This window comes from Alteromonas sp. 5NS40-0096 (assembly GCF_057544385.1).
Map to the genome: position 1 here is coordinate 870,525 of NZ_BAAJLQ010000002.1, position 24,089 is coordinate 894,613.

Consider the following 24,089-nt stretch of genomic DNA (forward strand, 5'->3'; position numbering starts at 1 on the left):
TTGTTGGTAGATTAGAGAAGCATATGTCTACTTTTCCCCACCGGTTTACACTGCAGGTATTTTCGTGAGAAGTGCATTTTTGTGGTCTTTTGCATCAAATTATCTTGAAGTTGTCATTAGAATTGTATCTGTAGTCGTTCTTGCAAGATTACTTACTCCATCAGAGATAGGAACATTTGCGATCGCTGGAGCAATTTTCGCAGTTGCTCAGATGTTCAGAGACATGGGACTATCGAGCTTCTTAATTAAAGAAGAGCACCTAACAAATGATAAAAAGTCAGGAGCACTTTTTGTCTCATGGTTTATATGTATTTCATTAAGTTTAATCATTTACTTCTCTTCAGAAAGTATTGGAAAGTACTATTCCAATACTGAAATTGGCGAAATTCTCAATGTTTTTTGTATTAATTTACTGCTTATTCCCATTGGCATATTGGAACAGAGTCAAATTAGAAGAAATTTAGACTTTAAAAGATTGGCTCTCGCTACGGTGTCTAGCCAAACGGTGCATTTGATTGTCGCAATCTACTTTGCTTACACTGGGTATGGGGCCCTGAGTCTTGCCTATGCATCTCTATCAGCAACAGTGACGACGATTATTCTAGTTAAGTTGTTGGCACCAGCTCGCCAATTCTATCTCCCAAAACTGCATTGTGCTAAAAACGTACTACCGTTTGTGTTTCGAGTCGGTGGTGCAAATATTCTCAATAGTTCTAATGAACAGGGCCAGCCTATCATCATTGGTAAGTTGTTGAATGAGGAGGCTGTGGCGATTCTAGATAAAGGAATGGCTGCGATTATGATGCTTGACCACTTTCTATTTAACGCTATTAAACGTGTTCTAGTTCCTCTTTTTTCACAGTTAAAAAGAGAGAAGAAGAATGTTCAAGGAACTTATTTAGAGATTGTTTGCGTTGTCACATGCATTGCATGGCCGTTTTTAGTTTACTTAGGGTATCATGCCGAATTTGTGGTTTTGGTACTTTTTGGTGAACAATGGGTTGACGCAATTGCGTTAGTACCGTACCTATGTGTCGCTTTTGCGATATCAACGATTAGCCGCTACGTGAATGAGTTGCTGACCAGTACAGGTCTCGAAGTGCAGCTATTGAGAATGAGCATAGTCACTACTGCGGCAAGATTGCTGATGTTAATAGTAGTTGCTCCATATGGACTAAAAGCAATTGCCATATCGCTGATTTTCGTGGAACTGTTTAGGTTTATTGTAACTTCTTACTATTTGCAAAAATGTCTTGATATCGGGCTGGGGCATATCCTAAAGTCGTGTAGCAAGAGTACGGCTGTGATGCTGATTTGCCTCCTACCGATAATTCCATTCCACCTATTCTCATGGGATGCGACCTCCTTCGTAGCCGTTATCTTACATTCACTATTTGCGGGTGTGTTTTGGTTTAGTGCTTTGCTCTTGCTTAAACACCCGCTACTCAAAATGCTAGTGGCCCTACTGCCAAAAAAGACCGATAGCGCTACTTAAGTTTTGTGGTATGTGTTATCAGCTTGGAGTTTCCAGAGGTTGCTCAAGTTTTTTGTAATGGACAGCCAAGAGTATTGTAGTGAAGTCATATAAAGCCGTGAATAATATGGCTCTTTCTTTCTAGTTTTCTTAAATAGACTTTTTCAAGTGAAGAGTTTAATTTAATTTTTATTATAGATATGAATAAGGAAAGTGATAGTATGTTGATCAATAGTCTATTTCTAGGCAAACGTGTTTTTCAGAATATCACAAAAACGTAAATTGGGGGTCGGAGTGTTTCAGTTAACTCCGTGGAGACTGCAACTACAGAAGCCCGTAGTCTAGGTATTAATTATGGATATTAGTGCAAGTTTAGTTGGTCAATTAGCCTTTGCATTTGCAATCATTTGTGCAGTGGCTGGGTATGTTTTTGGACGGCGCAATAGCAGTTTTGCAATACTGTACTCAGTTGTTGGTTTTGTGTGCGGTCTGATTCCTCCTTTGGGATTGGTTTTCATCATAGTGATGGCTCTCAAAAAGAGACGGCTACCAATTAACGACGACGATGTGGTAAATAGCTGAAGAGTCAGTCACTGCCTTGGTGATACACTCCTCATAAGGTGAGAACGGTACTGTTGACTCTTTCTTCAAGGTCGAGCTTTTCGTTTAGTAAAGCTTTGTTTGAGATGATTGTGTAAATGCCAGAGATTAAGAAGACTGGTAATTGCTCGATGAAAGGTCGGTATTATATTTCGCTTTTTTAAAACTGGTTGGTTTACTGCAATTGTCATCAATTGAAAATTGCTCGCTTACGATTTCTATTCTCTCTAATATCAGTGTCTTATAATTTGAAAAGTTGCTATTAACGTTAACATGATTAATGTTTTTAAACTCACCCACCGGATATCTTGTTACCGCTATGTTGTCTGGTTTAACTATCGTCTGAGCTAAATTCATCCAATCGTTTTGTTCTTCCTTAACAAAACGAGAATCTGTCGCGAAAGATAGCTTTGGAGCAAAAACAATGTCTTCTGTTCCAACATTTCTCCAAACAAGATTTATCGCATCATTTGGAAAAAGGGCTAAACCTAGTCCAGTCACTCCTTGATAGTTAAAAGTTCCATTGCTGCCCACTACCGTAGTCATTCCTGTTTGGTAAATGTTTGTGTACACATCATGAAAAACTTTGTCAAAATACTGTGATGGAGTGCTATTAAGTTCGTCGAAGTCTGCAATCACCTGGCACTGTTTGATGTTTAGACTGTCCTCCGAATGCACTTCAATGTTAACTTCAGCGTCGATCAGGCTACCCATACTGTCAATGACGGATAGTTTTACGATTTTTGCATCTGGTTGTGAAACTACCCCCGCTAGTTTGTGGTCAGTCAAAGTAATACCATCAGGGAGATTAATCGCTTTTAAGTCATACGGTGCTTTTCCGCCTTCAACTTGGATATGTTGGTCATAAATGTATCCCACGATTGGGTTTTCAATGTCATCAGTATTGATTTCTAGCGGGTAATTGACATCCACAATTTCATACTCAATTGTTTTTACTAAATCAACTTTGGATACAAGGCCAACATTTGGAACATTCACTTCCTGTAGGTCTTCCGGTAAATGGTTCTCCGATTTTCTATTAGTTATATCTTTTACTGCAAAATAAATTTTAGTGTTTGGCTTTAAAAGTATTTCGTGATCGTCTTGCAATTTCATCATTGCCCATATGAGGTTGTAGCCGTTATTGGCTTTATGGATTAACCCATCGTTATTAGACTTCTGTCGATCAAAATTTGTAGTATGAGCGGGTAAAAATGCCTGATCAAAATTAGTATTATCGATGGGTGAAAACGAATAACGTACTTCGTAAATTGCACTACAATCGAGACAGCGATATTTATCTTCAAGCGAAATGTCAAATTGTTTATTTGTGGGTGAGTAACCAACAGAGATACTTTTTATAGTTTCTTCATTTTCGTATGGGGTGTAGTGAGTCTCTATTTCGTCTATATAATATACTGAGTTTGCGGGTAGTCGCTTGGAAAAGTCAGCACGAAGAGCAAAAGCAGTTATATTGGAAAAGTATTCCTTTGCATTATTTGAGTACTCTGTGCCACCTTCGCTAAATGCATAGAGGTTGTTTGGAGCTCCCGTATTTTTATTTGTTGGACTGGCGTCAAATTGCATTTTGGTCCATCCACCCAACGGGATATTTGCAACGTGATGATAGTAATGTGCTCCCTTACTCGAATCTACAAATGGATAAAAAGAAAAACTTTTTAATGGTGCAGAATAGAATTTTTTTGAATAGCTATCTATGTCGACGCTGTTTCGAGGCATTAACACCCAGACCGAAAATCTGTTTTTACTTTGAAGTTGTGGTATTCTCGTAGTTGACGTCGGGCCTTTGTAATACAGCGCTATATCTCCTGGTAAAACACCTTGTTTCCCCAAATCTGCAGACGAGGAAAAATCACTTTTGCTCCGAACTTCTTTACCGTCTGAGGTTGCTAATCCATCAACGCTCTTGTACATACCACCGGTCAAATGGATTTTTAACGAAGTACCTCGAACTGCGTATTGTGTGTCGGCATCGATATAGCCATATTTTAGCCAACCCATATGATCAGAATTTCTGCTGTTGTAGTACGGGTAAAACTTAAAATTAGACTCTGAACAAAATTTAGACTGGTTGACGCCATTATAAACGCCGCAGGGGTTTTCTCCTTTGTCTGAGTAGACCCATTCATCGAAACCTTGTTCTATTGCGCCGTTTTTAAAATCAAACGACATGAACACCTCGGGCTCAGCGAAAGTAATAGTTGCGGAAAACACAGAGGTAGCGGCGATCGCAGTTAATAGGCTCTTCATTTGGTTACTCCTGAATAAACCTAACAACAAGGTAATTAAAAGTTTAGGTTTGAGCGTGATATCAGCAAGGGGTGATAGGTATATATTCTGAGGGTTAATTATCAGTTTTCATTCGTAATCGTTTGCAAGCTCATCAATACGTCATTTAATTCATGAGCTTTGTGCTCTCTGCTGTGGCCAGTCACATCCCGATTAATTTCACCGAGTTGTTCTTCTAATAACGTGCAAAGAACGTTCTCACATTCTGATTCTGTATAGCAGCTCAATACTCCTTGGTAGGCGTTCGCAAGAGACTGCGTTGCGCTACCCTCAGGAGATTTTACTACAAGGGGCTTCTGCGTTCTCAGATACTCGTAGAGTTTTCCTGGGATTTGTTTGTTGAATCTTTCGTCTTGAATCAGTAGAAGGCCATCGCATTCCATCATATTTGAAAGAGCATTTAAAAAGGGGACAGAAGAGATAAATCTAACGAGATTATCTATACCTAACTCTCGCAGTTGTAGTCGAAAATCGCTACCGTCACCCGCACCTTGAAAAACGAGTTCAAAACTATTCTCTGAAACCAGTCCTTTTCGCTGTAGTGTCGCAAGTGCATTAAAAATGGGTTTCGGGTCCCTTCCATGGGAATACAGTACGCCGGAATAGTATAGACTGAATTTCTTCTCAGAGAATGGGGACTCAGTCTTAGGTAATGTCGAAAGCTTTACAAAGTTGCTCTCATCGAAGCCATTTTCAATGACAACGCTTTTGTCGCGGACTAAATTTCCGTATTGCTTACAATACAAGTCTCGCACCTGCTCAGTAGCAAACGTCAACTTACTGGCCTGTTTCAGCGTTTGCATATCAATTTTTTTGTGTTGCTTGTCGAGTTTGACCCCCGCGGAACCATTCATGTAATGAAAAGGGTCTCTGTAATCTGCCACCCATGGAGTATTATCTACCGCAGATAATTTCTGGGCGATGAAGTGGGTACTCGGAATCGGCGAGGAAGACCAAATTACGTCAGGCTTGTACTGTTTTAGTAGCTTTTTCCCTTTGTGAATCGCGAATGGAATCCATGTCATTCCCCAACGGTCAGGGCGTTCCATAGACGAGAGATACTTTCCTTTGATTGCGAGGTGCCTTGGGACATCTAGCGCTAAGGCTCGGTAAACTAAATCATCATCATTATCTTGATAAGTATTATCAATGCGCTGATAAGCACTGGGGGAAGCAGTCAATACGACTACTCGCCAACCCCATTGCTTCAAGTAGCGATAGAAGCTGTTTATCCTTGGTACAGATGCGCCATTACTCGGTGGAAACTCAAATGCTACCATCAAAAGTGTTTTTACATGATCAGTCATTGAGTTTTTCTCCCGCTATTTTTTTTACTGAAATACAGAACTGGTTGAGCTCCTTGCGATATGGCATGAATCTGGGAAGTCTCGTTTTGCAGCTATCTCTCGTGATACCGCCATCATTTGTGGCAAAGCCATACTGAATGCCACACTTTTGCACCATCGATTCGTGGTGTTCATTGAAGTCACTTTTAAACCATCCATTTGGGTAGGCGAAGCAGGTCACGCGTGTTGGAAGGCATTCGTTGAGATAGGTAACAGAATGCTCAATTTCGAACTGAGCCTGATCCTCTGATTGATATGCTAAGATACTGTGTGTATGAGTGTGGCCACCAATGGTGTGTCCTCGTCTTTGCAGCTCTATTAACTGTGCCTGTGTCATCATACATCGTTCCACTTCTATGTTACCCAGCAACCGTTGGAGTTGTTTTACGTCTGCGTCTCGCTTGTCATTTGGCTGGGTTTTTAACTTTGCGACTAGTGTTAGATATGCGTGAGCTTTTTCATCTTCCGAGCACAACGAAAATGTCTCTCCATCGAATTGGAGCGCCTTTTTCTTTGTGGCCCGAATTGTTTCCAGTAGGATATCATTCCACAAATAGCCTCTCTCAGTCCCTTGAGAAGCAATGAAAAAGCTGGCTTTGCCTCCCACCGATTCGATGATTGGTGCCGCGAGTTCGAAGTTATCTTCGTACCCATCGTCAAACGTCAAGCACAAAGCATTCATAGGTAGCGTTTGATCTTCTAAGCACGCCATCGCCTGTTCGAGGGATAGTAATGTGAAATGTTTACTTAACTTTTTGATTAGCGATTTAAAGTCGTCTACATGCCAATCATCTGGACAAAAGGCCGTTTTTCTTGCCAAAACTCTGTGAAAGTACAGTGCGGGCAGGGGAGTACTTTTCAGCTTAATTCTGTTAATTGCATCCACTGCTTTTAATACGCCAGAAAGCATAAATCATCGGTCCCAATTTTGGAGCATGTCAGTTTCAAAGAGGGGCAACATGTACCCCTTACTGTGTGTATTCAAAGAATAACATGGTGATGGAAATTTAGTGAATGGATAGTTACTTACTTTGTGCATTAATGGCTGTAATTCTTGGTAAAGGTAGGGCAGAATATCCCTTATTGAGGGAACGGGGTTCCATATTTTCACTTGTTAGGCTTTCTGATAAAAAGCCGAAGCTGACTTTGCCCTCAACCTGACAATTATTCTAATAAGGCGTAAACATTTGCCAAAGGCAACGTCAGTGAATCAAATGTATAGGTCTCCGTGCTCCAAAGATTGGAGCACTACTAAGCCTGCAAGCTATTTATTGCTTAACTTTGGTCTTTCGGTGATGTTAGCCAAAAAAGTGAGCAGTTATTCTAAATATACGAATGGTGGAATGCGTCAGCCATCCTAAGGATAAAATTAGAACGAGCTTCACGTGAAAAACGTAGGTTTTGATATGTGTGGATTATTGTAAAAGCAATGAACTTAATAGAGTCGAGCAAAATGGTAAAGTCCGCCCTATGGGTGGTATTTTTCAGCGCAATGTCATCTTTTGGAGTGTTAGCCAAAGGCGTATTGGTGGATGGCAAGTCGTTTCCCTCGATAAAGTTGGCTGCGTCAAGTATCAAAGACGGAAGTCGAGTTTACATTGAAGCTGGTGTGTATACAGACGGCGCTTACATCAAAGCAAATGATATCGCCATACTCGGTGAGCCTGGTGTGGTTTTTGACGGCGCACTTGCTGACGACAAAGCTGCATTAGTACTTACTGGTGACGACGTAGAAGTAGAGTCGATAGAATGCGCTAATATTTCGGCTCCGGCTGGCAATGGTGCGTGTATCCGGTTCGAAGGCGCAAACTTAACTGTACGCGATATTTATGCTCATGATTCAGAGTCGGGAATAATGACCGCCTCTGATGCTGGAATAGTAGAAGTCGCTTATTCACGATTTGAGCGATTAGGAAGTCGCAATGGCTATGCCCACGCGTTGTATATCAAAGCCGATGAGTTGTACTTTCGTTATTCGTCCATCTTAGATACCAAAAAGCAAGGGTCAGGCATAAAGTCTCGCTCACGCAAAGTCGTGGTTGAAAACAGCGTACTTGCTTCTCTTGATGGCATTGATAGCCGCCTTATTGACATGGCCAACTACGGCGAACTAATCGTTAAGAGTAGTATTTTGCAGCAAGGTAATAACTCGTCTAATAGTCAGTTGATTGGGTATGGATTGGAATCTAACGTCGAAAAATCATTCCCGACAAATAGGATCGTATTAAAAAACAATTTAATTTTTTTTGATAGACGCCAAGCCAGTGTTTTATTACGTGGTCGTTTAGACGACGAGCGCAGGATAACTGGCAATATATTTGTGGGGGACTTTAACAATCCGAACGCTTTTTTAGATGGTAATCTATGGTATCTCACAAGAGAAAAAGCCTATTTGTCACCTTTGCCATATTTACCTACGATTGACGAGTATGACCTAATTATGAACAGAACAAGGATTATTGGTGAAGCAGAAAATGATTGACGAAACAAACGCGTCCTGCGCTGTCAGTGAATGTTTAGACTCCGACTCGGCAAAGTGGGACAAATATGTTGAACAACATCCTGATGGTACCCTCTATCATTATTTTGCTTGGGCTAGCTTAATTCAAACAACATTGAAACAGACTCCCCGTTATCTTAAAGCTGAGGACGAACAAGGCAACATTGTTGGTGTTCTTCCTCTTGTAAACTTAAAAAGCTTGGTCTTCGGCAATTTTTTGGTGTCGATGCCCTACTTTAATTATGGTGGAGTTTTAGCCGACAACGAATCAATAGCCGCGCGGTTGATCTCTGAGTCGACAAAAATGGCGGATAAGCTTGGTGTCTCTCATGTTCAATACAGATGTTCTTCAGACTGTATGACCGACGAATTTCCGGTGGCAACGCACAAAGTCAATATGATCTTAGACCTACCAGAATCTCAAGATGCCCTTGGCAAGTCAATTGGCTCTAAACGACGCTCTCAAATCAAACGTCCAATAAGGGAGGGGGTGAGTCACAAAATTGGTGGTAAAGAGCTTGTTGACGATTTTTACCAAGTGTTTTGTTTAAACATGCGAGATCTGGGAACACCTGTTTACAGCAAAAAACTGTTCGAAAATATCTTTGATACTTTCCCAGACAATACCAAGATATGCGTAGTCTACTGGGAGGGTAAGCCAGTATCCTCAGGTTTCCTGATGCATTATAAAGAGAAACTCGAAATTCCATGGGCGAGTACGGTGCGTTATGCCAACAGAATTTCAGTGAATATGTATTTGTATTGGCAGATATTGAGTTACGCCATTGAAGCGGGTTTCAAGCAATTTGATTTTGGTCGTTCGACAGTGGATGCTGGTACCTACAAGTTCAAAAAACAGTGGGGGGCTCAACCGCATCAGTGTTATTGGTATCACTATGTTCCAGAAGGTAAAGCGCTACCAGACTTGTCGCCCGACAATGAAAGCTTTGGCTTGGCGATCAAAATATGGCAAAGGTTACCGTTGGCGGTCACTCGTATTGTTGGCCCAAGCCTTGTTAGGGCTATTCCCTAGCCAACTTTTTTTGAACTTGCGCAGGAAGTGCTCAATACGCATGCTCAACTTCCTGCGCTGAAAAAATACCATTGAATAACTATCGCAATCGGTCGCGAAGGATTTTTTGTATCGATAATCTCCCGCGAGAAAGTCGTATTTGGTAATCCCCTTAGTGAGGCACCACCTAATAGCCTCGTGATGTAGTGTCAGGCCTATTTTTATTTTGTTGTCAGCGTGCTTGATATTTGATGACAAATAAAAGTAGGCAACATTATTGGAAACAAACCCCACTATGGCCCCAGCAAAGTCGCTATCCTCTTTTTTAATGGACACGGAAAATGTCTCACGGTCACAACAATTATCAATAAAATTTTCAAAAAATTGATTAAACATATCGTTGTTAAATCCGCTAGTTTCGCCCCAGTTTAGTTGATGTAAAGGGCCAATCTCGCGCCAACATTCGGCAAAATGCGTTTTACTTTGAGAAACGGTTATCAAAAAGCCATTGGAATCAATTAGACTTTTAGAACGTCGTAATTGCTTTTGCAATTGTTTACTGAGCGATTGCTCGTAAGAATCAATATTGGGAAATTTGTCTAACGCAATTGACCAACCAATATTCTTTGAATATTCCCATTCAAACATATTTGGCAGTGCAGCACGGTGTCTTTTCAACTGGGACTCGTGAGATAAGCCAACGACGAATTCATCAATGTGCAGGAAAAAATCTTTTGTTGCTTGCCACATGGCTTCGGTAATGCGTCCGTTTGCGTCATCTTTAATTAAAAAGTCGTTATGCTCTATCCATATTTGGTCAAGAGCATCATCTCCACTGCGATGAAGCCAGAGTTGCCTATACTTGAAAACTTTATGCCTGGTATTCAAGGTTTCAACAAACAGGGCTAAACCACATACTTCTTTATTGACGTTCGCTTCAACCGACCACAATGTTTGATTTGTCTTCAACATGAGATCGAGCCAAGGATAAATCCAATTTGGCGATAAAAATGCGTTACTGTTCGTTTTTGAGTAAAGTTGAGACCAGATTTCTCTTAGCGACTGAATGTTTGAATAATCAATTCTAGTTATATTTACTTTGACGGTATCATTCTGGTCCATTTAGATAAAAACAGTTCGTTTGTTAACGTAGATATCTTATAGTGTATACCGCCACTCGAATCAATGGCGGTATCAATTTAATCGGTGTTCTGATGAAAAGAAAAATAGTACATCTCGTTTACAGTATGGGGTGTGGCGGACTTGAAAAAGTCATTGTAAATCTGATAAATAATTCTAGTGACCAGTTTGAGCATAGCATCATTACCTTAACGCCAGACCACGAGATGGTAGGCTTAATAAATAGAGATATTGCAGTCTATTCTTTGGACAAAAAGCCTGGTAAAGACTTGGGTTGTCACCTTCGACTTTTTCGGTTACTTCGTCAGATCAAAGCTGACGCTATTAACACCTACAATTTTGGCACTATCGAGTATCACGTAATGGCGTTCTTAGCGTCGGTACCTTTGAGAGTACATAGTGATCACGGCCACGGAGGTGACGCGGCGGACGGATTAAACAAAAAGAACAACTTTATTCGACGTATCGCCTCTTTTTTCGTCAATGACTATATCGTCGTGTCCAAAGACTTGAGAGATTGGGTATCAAACACCGTAAAAATTAAACCCAATAGGCTACACTTGATTCAAAATGGCGTCGTTGTTGAAGATGACGTTCCTCTGCAATCAGAACCAAAAAAAACGTTGTGCACTGTTGGCCGCTTAGATGCGGTGAAAAATCAAACTCTTCTTATTGAGGCGTTTGCAGACGTTACCGCGTCAGCATCTGGGAGTGATTTGAAGCTTAAAATAATCGGTGATGGGCCGGAGAGGGCCAAATTAGAGAGTCTCGCTCACGAATTAAACCTTGAAAGCAAAATTGATTTTATGGGGTATAGGGAAGACATTCGCGAACAGTTGTTAACATCCGATATTTTTATCCTCACATCTCATTATGAAGCAATGCCAATGACGATTCTTGAAGCTATGGCTCTCAAAATTCCAGTCGTTACCACTGATGTTGGAGGTATTAGGCATTTTATCGGTGACGATTCAGTGTCTTTTGTGCCAGCAGGTGGAAAACAAGAGCTAGTCGAGAAAATTATAAAATACACGGCCAAACCAGATGTGTTGGTTGAGCGTGTCGAGAATGCATATACACTGGTGAAGAGTAAATATTCTATTGAAGCCATGTGTGCCAATTATGAAGAAATTTATGGAAGGTAGTAGAGATAACTAAAATGAAAATACAAAAATCAAAACTAGGATGGGTTTTCTGCCTTGCGTCTTTGTCACTTGTCGGCTGTGAGAGACAAAATGAAGAAGAGCAATTTGCGCTGGCTCAAAAAGCACTAATCGATAAAAATTACGCTGAATCAGAGGTCATTTTAAAAAATCTGATTCGCACTGACAGCAACAATGCGAGCTACAATTCTGCACTTGGCGCTGTGTATTTCTACCAAGGTAAGTTTGAAAATGCTGAGAAGGAATTTTCAAAAGTCAGTAAAACGCCTTCGTTGAGCCCACAAGATAGCAGGCTTTGGCTTCAGTCTATGTTGTTCACTGATGACGTTGCCGGTATTCGAAGTGCAATTAAATCACATAGCAACGTGATACCGACCTCGACGCAAACCTATTACTTACTGAAATCAGACCGTGACTTCGACATTGCTTCTGTGAATCTCGATACTCAGGATACCTTGGGCATTTTGTCGGCCTGTGCTGTAAAGCGCCTGGAGACTGGAGCTGCCGAAGCGTTAGCCTGCATTAACGAGTCGGGTGTGAAAGACGACAATTACGAGTACTTGTTCGATAAAGCCAATTACAGCCTGGTTTCTGGTGATACTGAGCAATTTAAAGCGGCGGTGCTCGAGCTCAATAATGCGTTTGCCGATTCAGCAATGTTTAAAATATTGGCTGTCGATGCATTCGCTCGTGTTGGAGAGTTAGAAGAGGCTGAAATTCGCTTAGATAGCCTATTGAAACAGTACTCTGAGCAGCCGTTTCTAAATTATCTACAATCAGTCATCGATTACAATAAAGGTAATTATGAAGAGGCTAAGCTTTTTGCAGAAAAAGCCATCTCGTTCGGGTTCGACAATCGAAAGTCTCGTTTGATTGCAGCGTTGAGTGCTTATTTTGAGGAAGCGTTTGAACAGTCTTATCAGCACTTTCAGCCTTTGAAGTCGACGCTGGAGTTTGGCTCTCCAGAATACCGTATTTATGCCGCTACGTTACTCACTTTGGGATACAAAGAAGAGGCTGTCACGACATTGAATAACATGACAGACCTTACATCCAGTGACCTTTCGTTGTTTTCTGCGGCCTCGGAATACATCCAAAATAGCCAAGGGAAGCAATCTGCGCTTGATTTGTTGGGGCGCTTTGATGACTTGTTAGAGACAGGCGGTGAGGGTTTTGTAGAACTAAATGTTGAGAAATTGGGATTAGACGATGTTTCAGCGCTCGCTAATTTAGAAAGTCTTCGTTCGAGCGGCGAGAACTCACTTAAATTGTCGTCTTCTTTAGCCAACTACTATATTTCAAGTGGTGATACAGCTAAAGCGTTGGAGATTGCTGAAGAGGTAAAAGGTGGAGAGAACGGCGAGTACGTTAGCCTACTCATAAAAGCGCTAGTTGAACTACGTAAACAGCAAGTGGATACAGCCGAGGATTTGTTCCAACAGCTTTTGACATTAAACGAGGGATCGGTACCTGCTCTTGTATTCTTTGTTGATAGAAACATTGACAAAAAAGACTATGAAAGCGCTAGGTCATACTCCGATAAGCTAATTGAAGCTATCCCGAATTCTATACTCGCCGTTACAAGACATTTACGTGTGCTTTCGGAATCTGGTGCTACCGATGATATTCAACCATTTTTGAAATCAATTTATGAGGCGAAGTCTGACAGTGTCAATCACGCGGCTTTGTACGCATCGACTTTACTTAATTCTGGTAATGCGACAGCAGCCATAGATGTACTATCTGGATTTGATTCTGACGATACTGCGTCTCCTTTGTACTGGATTACTTTAGCTAAAAGCCAGTCGTTGCTGAGAGACTTAGAAGGCGTCAATCGAACCATTGAACGTTGGGTAAAGGCGTCTCCTAATTTTAAGCCCGCCTATTTGTTTAGTTCTAATTTGTTGGAGTTGATGGGCGATGTAAAAGGGTCGTCGACGATTCTTGCGAAAGCGCAAAGAGCCTTTCCTAATGACGAGGAAGTGAAGCTGTTGCTGGCATCCAACTACGTGACGCTAGGCAACTTCAGGCGAGCGGAACGAGAGATAACGCAGCTTTCTGATTCAGCTCGCCAGTCGCCAGGTTACAAATGGTTGATGGCTCAAATAGAAATCAACAAGGATAACTTCGAGAAAGCTTCACTATTACTCGAAAGTTACATGGAGGAAAGACCGAGTTATAACGCTTTGTTGAGGTTAGTAGAGACCTACCGTAGGCAAGGGCGATTAGAAGACGCCATTTCAAAAGTGTCTACGCACACTGATAAGTATCCTTCTGACATTGATGCATTGGCGTTACTTGGTGAACTCTACATAGCTAAAGATCATCGCAAAGCAATTGAATTGTACAGACAGGTTGTGTCTGAAAATGAGAGCAATGCAATTGCATTAAACAACCTTGCTTGGTTACTGCATGTAAACGACAACAATCAAGAAGCTGAAGCGTTTGCGAAGCAGGCGGTTGATTTAGCGCCGGCGTCTCCTGATTTCCTCGATACGTACGGTATGATTTTGTTGAGAAATGGCAATGTCACCAGTGCTGTTAGAAATTTGAGAAAGGCTCTGACCAGTAGTAATGGTGCTGCGTCTGTAAAATTACATTTAGCCGAAGCGTTAATGATTTCTGGCGACAAGTCTGAAGCCAATAGCGTTTTGAATAGCATAGTGACAAATAATCCCGGGGTAGAGAAAGAAAAACTACGGATCGCGGCTTTGTAAGCGAGTAGACTGTCAGTTTTTTTTACGATACCTAAATGGTGTTTTTAAAAAGTTTATAAAAATCAGTTATTTAAAAGTTGGCACGCTTGGTGCATTGTTTATAGCGAACTAACTTAACGACTCTTGTAGAGGACAACATGAAAAAGATTCTAGCAATTTCAACTCTATTATTAGCGAGCGCTTCTGCAAATGCTGGCGTAGTAAGTGCGGCTGGTGGTGTTTCTTGGGAAACAGGCGGTAATACTTTACCTAACTTCAGCGCAACAATCGATTTCACTCAGTGGTGGACAACTGATAATACTGCTGACGTAAATGGTGGAACTTTGGCGGGTACGTCAATTGCACCAACAGTATCAAGCCTTGGTACTTCTTTAGCTTTGGGCGACGCTCCTGAATTGGTTGGTGCTGGTAAATTCCAACTAGGTACTGGCGTTGGTGAGCCAAACTGTAATGGTTGCGAACTGACTTTCGCATTCGGTGGTCTTTTCTTCCAAGCTGATCCAAACGAGCCAATTGATGCAACAGATGGCTGGTTGAACGTATATGTTGATTACGACAAAGTTGGTGGTCAATTCGACGAAGCACTAATTGTTGATGCAGCTAGCGCAGCTACTCAAGCTGTAAATGCAACTGATGGCACACTATGGGTAAGCCTAGCGTTAAGAGATTTCATCTATACTCCAACTGCTGACTACCTTGCACTTGGTGAGCCTCTACTTGACGGTAACTCTGCATTCTTCGGTGAAGTTCTTGGTGGTATCGCTGCAGACAACTTCGTTACTGACTTCTTCTTAGGTGTTTATGAAGCTGATGCGTTCGGTCTAACTTCACGTTTTGATGACAACCGTCGTGCACCAAACGATGCGTCAGGTCTAAACGTACAGAACTACAGTGTTCGTGGTACTGGTAACGTAGAAGCTGCAACTGTTGTTGAGCCTTCTACTATTGCATTGTTCGGTTTATCTCTAATCGGCTTCGGTGCGGCACAGCGTCGTAAAAAGAAGTAAGATATTCTTAATATGACAAAAGGCTCCTTCAAGGAGCCTTTTTTGTGCCTGTACAATTGTAAAACTTGCCAAATCTATTGGTTGAGTGCGGTGTACCGCAGTTGGGGATAAGTAAGTATTGAACCATACATTGACCAATCCTCAGATTTGTAATTGGCTCAGTACCAAAATATTGTAAATAAACGTTAAAGCCGAACATAAATCGAAAACTTGTTCGCGTTTGGCCAAAGCTCTACGGCCCCGCGTGAACCTCATTACAATTGCAGATTACTCTTTTGGGTATCGGGGAGCGTTGTGTGTTGCCAACTATTTAACATTCGTTTAGAGATAGTTGCTCGTTTTGACTTTGTGCTGTTTCGGATAATGTTAACGTTTGAATCACGGGGCTTACAGCGTTTTCAATGTCTGTTTAAGAGGTGATTAACGAACAATGATGCGTCGAAATCGGATGAATAAAGTAAACAATAAGGCAGGTCTCAGTAACTAATTATCTAAGACAGAAGAGCCGCAGTAGGACCGATGTTAAACACGAAGGTTCTGTTTCTTTGGCGGTTTTTAATGTTTGCGGTTTAAGCCATTTTGGATATCTTTTAGCATTTTCGCGAAGCTAGGGGTAAGGCTCTTTTCTAACAGACTTTGATTAATGTAATAGGGCGCGCGCCGGCCATGATAATCGACAACGGGACCGATTTGTTGAAACTTGATTCCGACGAAACTCATACTTCGAGCTAACCGCGGTTCCATCATTACGTATGCGTGCTTAATACCTTCTTGTAATGCTAGCGCTGCAGCGGCGAAATAGAGCCCTACCGCGATAAAAGGAAAACATCTAAGCTCTGTTTCTGAATAGGTTTGTTGATTGATAACACCCACAGCCGCGCCGTCAAAATTATCCATTTGGCGACGCCTGAACTCTTTAGGGACAGCGAGTCTAGATACCTCACAAATATCACGTCTATCGAAATTGGCGGGGCTTAAAATGTCATCGGTAATCGAGCCTAGGCAATACTTTTCGATAGGCAATTGTTGATCATCTTCAGTTGGACGAACAATTCTAACGGTACCGGCAAAGTGTTCAGAACTGACGTGTTGAATCAAACAATGCATCGAAAATGCATCGAAATCGTCAATTTCTAAACCGTTTTCTTTTTCTTCCTCAAACTTGAGTTCTTCACAATAAACATTGTGTCTGATCTTATAAACTTCGTTCTTTAAATTTTGATCGACCGCAATAAGTGGTGTGAGATAGGTAGCAAAATGTGAAGATATGTAATTTGCTTCTCTTAGTTTGCTATAGCCAGACAAAAGTTTACCTAACTTGTTGTTTTTACCAACTAGCTGGCTCATTTTGTCTAGAATACTTTTACTGCGTTGGTCGCTCATGTACGTCCTTTACAGACCGAAAGAGTTCATTCAGTGTAGCAGAGAATCTGAGAAAAAAGGAGTTAATTCATTCGTTTAATTACTATAAGTTATATTTATCGGGTACGAGCTAGTTTGCTAAGAACTTGTATTTTAGCTCGGATAAATAAGCGTATAGTGCCATTCTTGTTTTTTCTAAAGCCTGTTGAGACGGCATTGAAATATAGGGGGTTAAGTGGCTTTTGCTTTTATAATCAACGGGGAAATACAAAGCGGAATTGACGATTGGTTCGAGCATGCTGTTAAGCCTTCTTACATGCGTAGCAGAAGAAACGACCCAAACATTCTTGTCTTTAAGAATGGCATGAGCAGACTTGATTTCTTCAAGAGTTGTTGTGCCTTTATGCGTTCCGAGTATTTTGTCTTCCGGTACGTTTAAGGATGTCATGAACTCGAGCACTTTGCTCGTATAGTTTACGCTCTCGTCATCTAAAAAATGTCCTCCTGTAACTAAGATTGGGCTATTGGTTTGAAAGTGTAATCTCACAGCCTCAACGTTTCGTTGCAGTGAACATTCTGCCCAGCGAGAAATTTCCGAAACGTCACCTTGAGTACTGTAATAGCAAGCGAGAACATAGATAATGTCGGGTTTTTGCGCTTCAACTGTACGCTGTGCTTTATGGTATTCAAGGGGGTAGAGAAGCAATTCGCCAAAATAGGGTTGCGAACAAAGGAGTATCCAAAACAGTGAGAAGATGCGCAACACTTTGGCAGTTTTTAACCGGTGAAAGTAAACCAGCACAAAAGACAGTGCTAGCGCCACTAAACTCAAGTTAAGTGGAGAAATCAGTTGTAGTACTATAGCCTTGAGAATATCCAATTTGTATTAAATCCACCAGAGAAATATTTATGTCGCTAAGAAGTACGCGAGTCAAAGGTATCGGTCGAGTCTTTATCGTACTGGTTGGTCTCAGCTTTAACAATATCGTATTTGCCGATATCTCAGGCACAGTCGAGGCAGTGACCCCATCTGTTGTCGCAATAGGCTTATATACACCGATAGAACAGCGGGGTAACAAAGTACTTGGCACTGGCTTCGTGGTGGATGATGGCAAAAAGGTGATTACCAATTACCACGTGGTTTCTCAGGCTTTGGACCCGCTTATAGTGCAGCATTATGTCGTCATTAGCGGTAGTGGCTTAAATGTAAAAGCGATAAAAGCAGAGGTAATAAAAATAGATCCAGTTCACGATTTGGCATTATTAACTTTTTCGGAGGCATTACCTGCAATGCGTCTTGCTGAAAACGATTTGCTAAAACCAGGGGTTGATGTCGCATTCACTGGCTTTCCGATTGGCGCGGCGATAGGCTTATATCCCGCGACACACAAAGGTATGATTTCTGCGATTACGCCAGACGCGATTCCCGCACAAAATGCCGATCAACTAACGGTATCGGTTCTTAAACGGCTCAAGCAGCCCGAATTGGTTTATCAATTAGATGCCACTGCTTATCCTGGTAACTCTGGCAGTCCTGTCTACAATCCCGAAGACGGAAGTGTCATAGGGGTTATCAACAAAGTCTTTGTTAGCCAGGGAAAAGAGTCTGCTCTGACGTCACCAAGTGGTATCAGTTACGCTATACCGGTAAAGCACGTTAGCGCATTACTTGAATCAACTCCAGATTAACCCTCATGAGGCTTAAACGTTATACCGATCGGGACTCAGTACTTGATTCTTATCCAGGGTTGAAGCTATTGCTTTTGCTGTTTTCCAGAATGTCGCTTTCGGGTCCAATTGCTGTTGTTGTTGAATATTGAGCCTGTAAGGGATAAACCCTTTTTTAATTCCCTCAGAGACTAAGGTTTCGAGACACGCATGAGCATCGCTCACCGCTTGTGGGTTTTCTAAGTCAAACACAATGGGAATCGTACTGTCAGTGCTGTAACCGCTCAAATTGGTAAAAGTAATCATCGGTTCGATGTTAAACCTTGGCGTGATATCTCTTACCATCTCAATAAATCGGGCCATGTGTTTAGGGTTTGCCGGGACCAGCGGTGCATACCACAGTAACCCACAGCCATCTTTTGCTGGGTTCAGTTCTTTTTTGTCATGCGGATTAATTCTCGGGTTTCTCCAATAGGCGAGCGGAAGAGCGATATTATTGGGTTTGCCTTTCATGATGTCGATGCCTGCCGAGAGCTTTTCAAGCTGTAATCGCGGACCATCAAGAAAAGACCAATTAAACAACGAGGTAACGCATTTCCCTATTTTGATCAGGGGGGAGCTAGAAAAGAGAAGTTGATCTGCTTTTTTCCTAGCTATCTTGCGAATGTCTTTTCTTGCTGCACGTGTAACTCGTGGCGAGCCATAAAGTGTGCCTACAATTGTCCATTCTGGCACGTCATTTTGCTTCGCTAGAGTTGCAACTTGATTTTCAGACATGACTTGATGCGAACCTGCGCCATTCGGATTTTCGCAAACCATGGAGACTACTCTGCGTTTGTCCATCAGGTTAATGGAGCCAACTAGTCCGTCTAGCGACTTGAATACGTCTTTGACTACCGAGTAGGCAGAGTCAAAACTATCTTGGTCGTAAAATCGCATGTAAAAGGAGTCGAACCCGGGTTTGGGTCTCGCTAAAATGATAGTGATTTCAGTCACAATCATGTTACCCGATTGCGTAAACAAGCCATCTAGGTAAGGGCCGTGTTTCCACTTAAACGTCTTATCGACAGCACATATGTCGTCTGTCTGCTCCCCGCTGCCACGATACATCGCATCCAATGACGACGTATAAAACTCACCCGAGGGAAGATAACCATTAATAGCGGTGACAGCGGTAAAGTGGTCTGCGATAGGGGTGATACCATATCCTCTTTCAAGAGCGTTGGCGAGAATGCTGCAATGTGGGCCCGCTCCCGTCACCGGTACCATAAAATCGGCATTGTTGGATTGTAAAAAATCGTAGAGCTTTTGTTGAGTAACACCAGGTTGAACAGTCACAACCCCATTTTCTGGATCAAAATAAGTCACTTGATCAAGCTTAGCCAGATCTAATAGTACTATCTGTCCAGACTTCGTGCTGGGTAGACTACTGCCATATCCCCAATTATTACCAGTGCTGATAGGGTAAATCGTAAACCGCAGTGTCGGGTCTTGTGATACTGAGTTGGCAAAATTCAGCAACGTTTCTATGGCCGAAGAGGTCCTAGCGGAAACCTTGTAAGATGCATTATTGGTAAAGCCCTCTGTTCCAGAGTCTGGTTTAGAAAGGCGAATAACCTCAGCTTCACTCTCAAGTATTTGCTTTAATTGCTGTTCTAACATCCTTGATTCGCACCTATAAATTGAAGAACTGACTGCACAACACGTTTTATTCGTAAAACGGATCTTGCGCATTTTATACCATTAATTCGTGTCTTTATGTTTGATTTGCATTAACATTATAGGGGTTGTGTCTAATATTTTTACATTCGCACAAGAGCGTAGTGGACATTTTGTTTTAAATCATGCAGTTATGGTTTGGAATGATTTGTGCATTATCGATTCTAGTATGAGGTTTTCAGCAGAGTTTATATATGAGTAATGTACAAAATAGTGAAACGAAACAAAGCCGCAGGCGCTTTATCAAGCGTACAGGGTCGGCTTCTTTGTTGGCGGCGCTACCATCTACTGCTGCGTGGGGGAATGGACTGTTAGCGGGTTCTATTGTCGCATCTGGACATGGCTCTGATTATTCCGGTGGTTCAGACATCGCAATTCTATCCCCGGGTAAATGGAAAAATCAGGCATATCCATGGCCGAATTTAGATCCAAATGCTACGTTTTACAGCGTATTCAATGGCGTGCCTTTCGGAAATTTGAAAGACAGCAATGGTAACACTTTGTCTTTGGCTCAACTTCAACAAATAAAGTGTATCGATATATTAAATAAGCCGGGCGGTAACGGTACGGGTAAAAACGACAAGTTGGGTGGCCCTAGCAATGTCAACAAGTTCCTCATTCAAACGTACTTGAATGCTGTTCACCATGGGCTCACCTTTGGTAGCGAGACGATTAACTTTCCTGTTATTAAATCAAGGTTGTCGATGATGGACGACGCCAGAGGTTTGTTTGCAAACGACAGTAACTTTGCGGATTACCTATATAGCCTTGCCGGTAATGGCAATGAAGGAGCATTAGGCACCGAACTGAGTATGTTTTTGAACGCAAATCACGCCTAATAGAGTTCGGTACTTGAGTTCTCACCAACTTCAAGATAACGTTGAAATGCTCGAGCTAAACGATAGCTCGGGCATTGTTTTTTTTAACGCTGTGACTAAAGAAATTGTCACAGTAGAAACGTCACTCGATACATTTAGTCAGTGTGTTCTAGACGCTACTGTTACGCCTGACAGTAGCCACAAAGAAGTGGCACGACAGCTTGTTTTAAAAGGCTTTTTGGTAGCCACTGATGCGTAAACAACTTTGTTTAGACCTACACCCTTTTAGTTTTTCTATTAGTGCATCTGACCCAACGTTATTGGACAATATCCGCCGAATGTATCCAATAGTCTCTTCTGAATCAGACTTTATTCCTGATTATCGAGTAAGCATTGAAGCGCCCAGCTTGTTGCGAAGATATTTTCGGCCCAATGTCAGCTTTTTTTGCGACGATAGAGAACCGTTTTTACCTATGCCTCAAGATAATGCATATGCAATGCTTGAGTGGGGAATGAATTGGGTTGTAGCAAGCCATGAGGTTCAACACGTTGTCATTCACTCGGCGGTGCTTGCGAAAGATGACAAAGCCGTACTCTTCCCAGCACCACCAGGCTCGGGTAAAAGTACGCTAACAAGTTGGCTATGTCATAACGGTTGGCGTCTACTGTCAGATGAAATGGCAATTATCGTACCTGAAACCAATACGGTATTGCCATCTGTTAGGCCTATATGTCTGAAAAATAAATCAATTACACTTGTGAGAGAGTGGGGCTTAGCAAACAAGTTGTCGTCAATTGCAAAAAATACGCATAAGGGCGACGTCGCGCATTTAACTCCGCCCACAGAATCTTGGGAACAGAGGAAAGTATCAGCGAAAATTGTTGGTATTGTGTATCCACAGTACGATGAGGACACGTTTTGCGACGTGTATGACTTAAATCAGCTCCAATCCTTGAATGCGCTTGTCAAAAACAGTATCAACCACTCTGTGCTAGACAAGCGCGGTTTTAATACTGTTGTTAAGCTAGTTGAGAACGCAAAGAGCTTTGAAGTATGCTACAACAACGTCAATGAACTTCAGGAATTTTTGGAACAGGATGTTATCAACTAGCCCATCTATTACCACTACTGTTGTTACTTCCTGCATTCTTGAGCCCACTAACGCTTTGTCGCTTTTGCCAATGCAACTGGCTGATTTGATTTTGATTTTACGAAGTGAAAAGTTACTGGCTCGGTTTGCTTTAAGGGCGAAAGAAACGCTTGTTTTAAACGAATTCCCCGCCAATATCCGTCGACAACTTTGCAACGCGATAGATCTTGCTGCAATTCAGAGAAATCAGGTCCAGAGTGAGGCCGCGCTGTTAAAAACTGAGTTGGCAAGGTTTTCAGATGTATGTGTCTTTTTGAAAGGCGCGGCTTATACTCTTGCAGGCTTAAAATGCAGTCAAGGGCGGACATATAGTGATATTGACATACTGACGCTAAAAGAATCGCTATCGACGATAGAAAAACGCATGTTGTTTTCGGGCTGGATAAGTCAACCGATCTCAAACTATGACCAGAAGTATTATCGTCAGTGGGCACACGAAATCCCTCCGCTCATCCACGCAAAGCGAAAAACGGTAATAGATGTACACCACAATCTTGTTCCACCTGTATCCGGTAGGGCGCCGGATATCTCTCATTTCTTACAGCAAATAGAGTCTCGGAATGGATTCGATGTTTTATCTCCCCCAGGAATGGTTTTACACAGTGCCATTCATTTAGTCTTCAATGAAGATTTTAGTTCCTCTTACCGTGATATGTTTGATATCCATTTCTTGATTGAAGAATGTCAATCGAGTAAGTTTTGGCAATCTCTCTATGAGCTTGCCGAAAAAAGTGGTTTTGAGAACGAATTGTTTCTGGCGCTTAGGTATACGCAACAGTATATTGGTACGTCGTTGCCAGATGAAGTGAATGCATTGACGAGTTATGGTCCGCTTCGGTTGAGGTTCTTAGATTCGACAGTCGGTATAGCGCTGGCGCCTAAGCATGCCTTGTGTCATGTTGATAATCGAGGTTTAGCCTCCTTTCTTGCATATTGCCGGGGGCATATCTTAAAGATGCCAATGCACATATTGATTTACCATACAGTAGTAAAAACAACGCGCGCTTTATTTGAGGGTGTGTTCGGGAAGCATGTTTTTCTGTCAAAAGAGAACAGAGTAAGATAATAAAAGTGGGAAAAGAATGAAAATACTCGTAACAGGGGCCGCTGGTTTTATTGGCGCGGCTGTTTGCCATCACTTATTAGCGCGTGGTGAAGAAGTTGTTGGTATCGATAACGTCAACGATTATTACGATGTGTCACTCAAGCATGCTCGAACCAATACCATTACCGAAAAATACAGCGGCGCTCAGTATCGCTTTATCGAAATGGGCGTCGAAGATCGCGGTGCTATGGCCGCCCTTTTTGAGGTGGAAAAGTTTGACAGGGTAGTGCATCTGGCAGCCCAGGCAGGCGTTCGATACTCGATTGAAAACCCCAATGCTTATGTGGATGCCAATTTAGTTGGCTTTATGAATGTCCTTGAGGGCTGTCGATATAATAACGTAGAGCATTTGGTCTATGCGTCTTCAAGCTCTGTTTACGGTGCGAATGAAACGATGCCGTTTTCTGAACAGCACAATGTCGATCATCCAGTGAGCTTGTATGCGGCGAGTAAAAAAGCCAATGAACTGATGGCGCATACGTATAGTCATCTCTACCAGCTTCCTACCACAGGCTTGCGATTCTTTACCGTTTATGGCCCTTGGGGTAGACCTGATATGGCGCCGTTTAAATTCACTAAAGCCATTTTGGCAGGCGACCCAATTAAGGTATACAACTACGGGAATCACCGTCGAGATTTTACTTACATTGATGATATCGTCGAAGGGGTAATTAGGACATTAGATAACGTCCCACAAGGCAATGCTGATTGGAGTGGCGCAAACCCTGATCCTGCTTCGAGTAAAGCACCTTATCGCGTTTACAATATTGGTGCACAAACACCAGTTCACTTGCTCACATTCATTGAAACATTGGAAAATGCGCTTGGTATAAAAGCAGAGAAAGAACTACTGCCCATGCAACCTGGCGATGTGCCTGATACCTACGCAGATGTGTCTGCATTAGTGAGAGATACGGGTTACAAGCCAAGTGTCTCGGTCGAGACTGGTGTTGGCAACTTTGTTGATTGGTACAGAGGTTTTTACAAAAAATAAAAA

The 24,089-nt window shown here is 42.0% G+C and carries 20 protein-coding genes; 13 read left to right on the forward strand and 7 right to left on the reverse strand.

All coding sequences use genetic code 11. The features are described from left to right. Positions 1–64: 64 nt before the first annotated feature. Together AC27G9_RS09715 and AC27G9_RS09720 are read left to right on the forward strand one after the other, a co-directional pair. Positions 65–1,495, forward strand: coding sequence for an oligosaccharide flippase family protein (locus AC27G9_RS09715; RefSeq protein WP_487073525.1), 1,431 nt, complete (start codon positions 65–67; stop codon positions 1,493–1,495). Positions 1,496–1,828: 333 nt separating this feature from the next. After that, complete coding sequence (locus tag AC27G9_RS09720) at positions 1,829–2,056, forward strand: hypothetical protein (protein ID WP_487073527.1); 228 nt, start codon at positions 1,829–1,831, stop codon at positions 2,054–2,056. Positions 2,057–2,182: 126 nt separating this feature from the next. On the opposite strand, the gene AC27G9_RS09725 is transcribed toward AC27G9_RS09720, so the two are convergent. The 3 genes from AC27G9_RS09725 to AC27G9_RS09735 form a co-directional block, all read right to left on the reverse strand. Next, complete coding sequence (locus tag AC27G9_RS09725; protein WP_487073529.1) at positions 2,183–4,345, reverse strand: hypothetical protein; 2,163 nt, start codon at positions 4,343–4,345, stop codon at positions 2,183–2,185. A gap of 101 nt (positions 4,346–4,446) precedes the next feature. Continuing rightward, a complete protein-coding gene (locus tag AC27G9_RS09730; RefSeq protein ID WP_487073531.1) occupies positions 4,447–5,691 on the reverse strand; it encodes a glycosyltransferase in 1,245 nt (414 codons plus the stop codon). Then, a complete protein-coding gene (locus AC27G9_RS09735; protein ID WP_487073533.1) occupies positions 5,684–6,640 on the reverse strand; it encodes a polysaccharide deacetylase family protein in 957 nt (318 codons plus the stop codon). The genes AC27G9_RS09730 and AC27G9_RS09735 overlap by 8 nt, the downstream gene beginning before the upstream one ends. Before the next feature lie 582 nt (positions 6,641–7,222). Here AC27G9_RS09735 and AC27G9_RS09740 point away from each other — a divergent pair. Further along, a complete protein-coding gene (locus AC27G9_RS09740; RefSeq protein WP_487073535.1) occupies positions 7,223–8,212 on the forward strand; it encodes a hypothetical protein in 990 nt (329 codons plus the stop codon). Next, the gene (locus AC27G9_RS09745; RefSeq protein ID WP_487073537.1) at positions 8,205–9,263 is read left to right on the forward strand and encodes a FemAB family XrtA/PEP-CTERM system-associated protein; all 1,059 of its coding nucleotides are present in this window, start codon (positions 8,205–8,207) and stop codon (positions 9,261–9,263) included. The genes AC27G9_RS09740 and AC27G9_RS09745 overlap by 8 nt, the downstream gene beginning before the upstream one ends. Here the strand turns inward: AC27G9_RS09745 and AC27G9_RS09750 are convergent. After that, entirely contained in the window at positions 9,207–10,214 is a 1,008-nt protein-coding gene (locus AC27G9_RS09750) for a GNAT family N-acetyltransferase (RefSeq protein WP_487073539.1), read from the reverse strand. The two genes, AC27G9_RS09745 and AC27G9_RS09750, sit on opposite strands and share 57 nt — an antisense overlap. Positions 10,215–10,456: 242 nt before the next feature. Here AC27G9_RS09750 and AC27G9_RS09755 point away from each other — a divergent pair, with 242 nt between their 5' ends. The 3 genes from AC27G9_RS09755 (at position 10,457) to AC27G9_RS09765 (ending at position 15,269) form a co-directional block, all read left to right on the forward strand. Beyond that, positions 10,457–11,527 (forward strand): glycosyltransferase, encoded by a 1,071-nt coding sequence (locus AC27G9_RS09755; RefSeq protein WP_487073541.1) that lies wholly within the window; start codon positions 10,457–10,459, stop codon positions 11,525–11,527. 14 nt (positions 11,528–11,541) lie between these two features. Beyond that, positions 11,542–14,262, forward strand: a complete 2,721-nt coding sequence (prsT, locus tag AC27G9_RS09760) for an XrtA/PEP-CTERM system TPR-repeat protein PrsT (RefSeq protein WP_487073543.1) — start codon at positions 11,542–11,544, stop codon at positions 14,260–14,262. Positions 14,263–14,399: 137 nt separating this feature from the next. Then, entirely contained in the window at positions 14,400–15,269 is an 870-nt protein-coding gene (locus AC27G9_RS09765; RefSeq protein ID WP_487073545.1) for a PEP-CTERM sorting domain-containing protein, read from the forward strand. 555 nt (positions 15,270–15,824) lie between these two features. Here AC27G9_RS09765 and AC27G9_RS09770 read toward each other — a convergent pair. Beyond that, positions 15,825–16,652: a PEP-CTERM/exosortase system-associated acyltransferase gene (locus AC27G9_RS09770; RefSeq protein ID WP_487073547.1), complete on the reverse strand. Its 828-nt coding sequence runs from the start codon at positions 16,650–16,652 to the stop codon at positions 15,825–15,827. Between the two features lie 109 nt (positions 16,653–16,761). Continuing rightward, complete coding sequence (locus AC27G9_RS09775; RefSeq protein ID WP_487073549.1) at positions 16,762–17,511, reverse strand: YdcF family protein; 750 nt, start codon at positions 17,509–17,511, stop codon at positions 16,762–16,764. Positions 17,512–17,540: 29 nt separating this feature from the next. Between AC27G9_RS09775 and AC27G9_RS09780 the strand changes: the two genes are divergently transcribed. Then, a complete protein-coding gene (locus AC27G9_RS09780) occupies positions 17,541–18,320 on the forward strand; it encodes a S1 family peptidase (protein WP_487073551.1) in 780 nt (259 codons plus the stop codon). Positions 18,321–18,332: 12 nt separating this feature from the next. Here AC27G9_RS09780 and AC27G9_RS09785 read toward each other — a convergent pair whose 3' ends face one another. Then, positions 18,333–19,961 carry an FAD-binding oxidoreductase gene (locus AC27G9_RS09785; protein ID WP_487073553.1) on the reverse strand — a complete coding sequence of 543 codons (1,629 nt, stop codon included), beginning with the start codon at positions 19,959–19,961 and terminating at the stop codon, positions 18,333–18,335. A gap of 251 nt (positions 19,962–20,212) precedes the next feature. On the opposite strand from AC27G9_RS09785, the gene AC27G9_RS09790 reads away from it, so the two are divergent. Genes AC27G9_RS09790 through AC27G9_RS09810 form a run of 5 tightly spaced genes read left to right on the forward strand, consistent with a single transcriptional unit; the run spans position 20,213 to position 24,086 of the window. After that, on the forward strand, positions 20,213–20,857 hold the full coding sequence (locus AC27G9_RS09790; protein ID WP_487073555.1) for a hypothetical protein: 645 nt from the start codon (positions 20,213–20,215) through the stop codon (positions 20,855–20,857). A gap of 13 nt (positions 20,858–20,870) precedes the next feature. Further along, complete coding sequence (locus AC27G9_RS09795; protein WP_487073557.1) at positions 20,871–21,095, forward strand: hypothetical protein; 225 nt, start codon at positions 20,871–20,873, stop codon at positions 21,093–21,095. Then, on the forward strand, positions 21,088–21,948 hold the full coding sequence (locus tag AC27G9_RS09800; RefSeq protein WP_487073559.1) for an HprK-related kinase A: 861 nt from the start codon (positions 21,088–21,090) through the stop codon (positions 21,946–21,948). Before AC27G9_RS09795 ends, AC27G9_RS09800 begins: the two co-directional genes overlap by 8 nt. Further along, positions 21,935–23,053, forward strand: a complete 1,119-nt coding sequence (locus AC27G9_RS09805) for a nucleotidyltransferase family protein (protein WP_487073561.1) — start codon at positions 21,935–21,937, stop codon at positions 23,051–23,053. The genes AC27G9_RS09800 and AC27G9_RS09805 overlap by 14 nt, the downstream gene beginning before the upstream one ends. Before the next feature lie 16 nt (positions 23,054–23,069). Then, the gene (locus AC27G9_RS09810) at positions 23,070–24,086 is read left to right on the forward strand and encodes an NAD-dependent epimerase (RefSeq protein WP_487073563.1); all 1,017 of its coding nucleotides are present in this window, start codon (positions 23,070–23,072) and stop codon (positions 24,084–24,086) included. Positions 24,087–24,089: the final 3 nt, after the last annotated feature.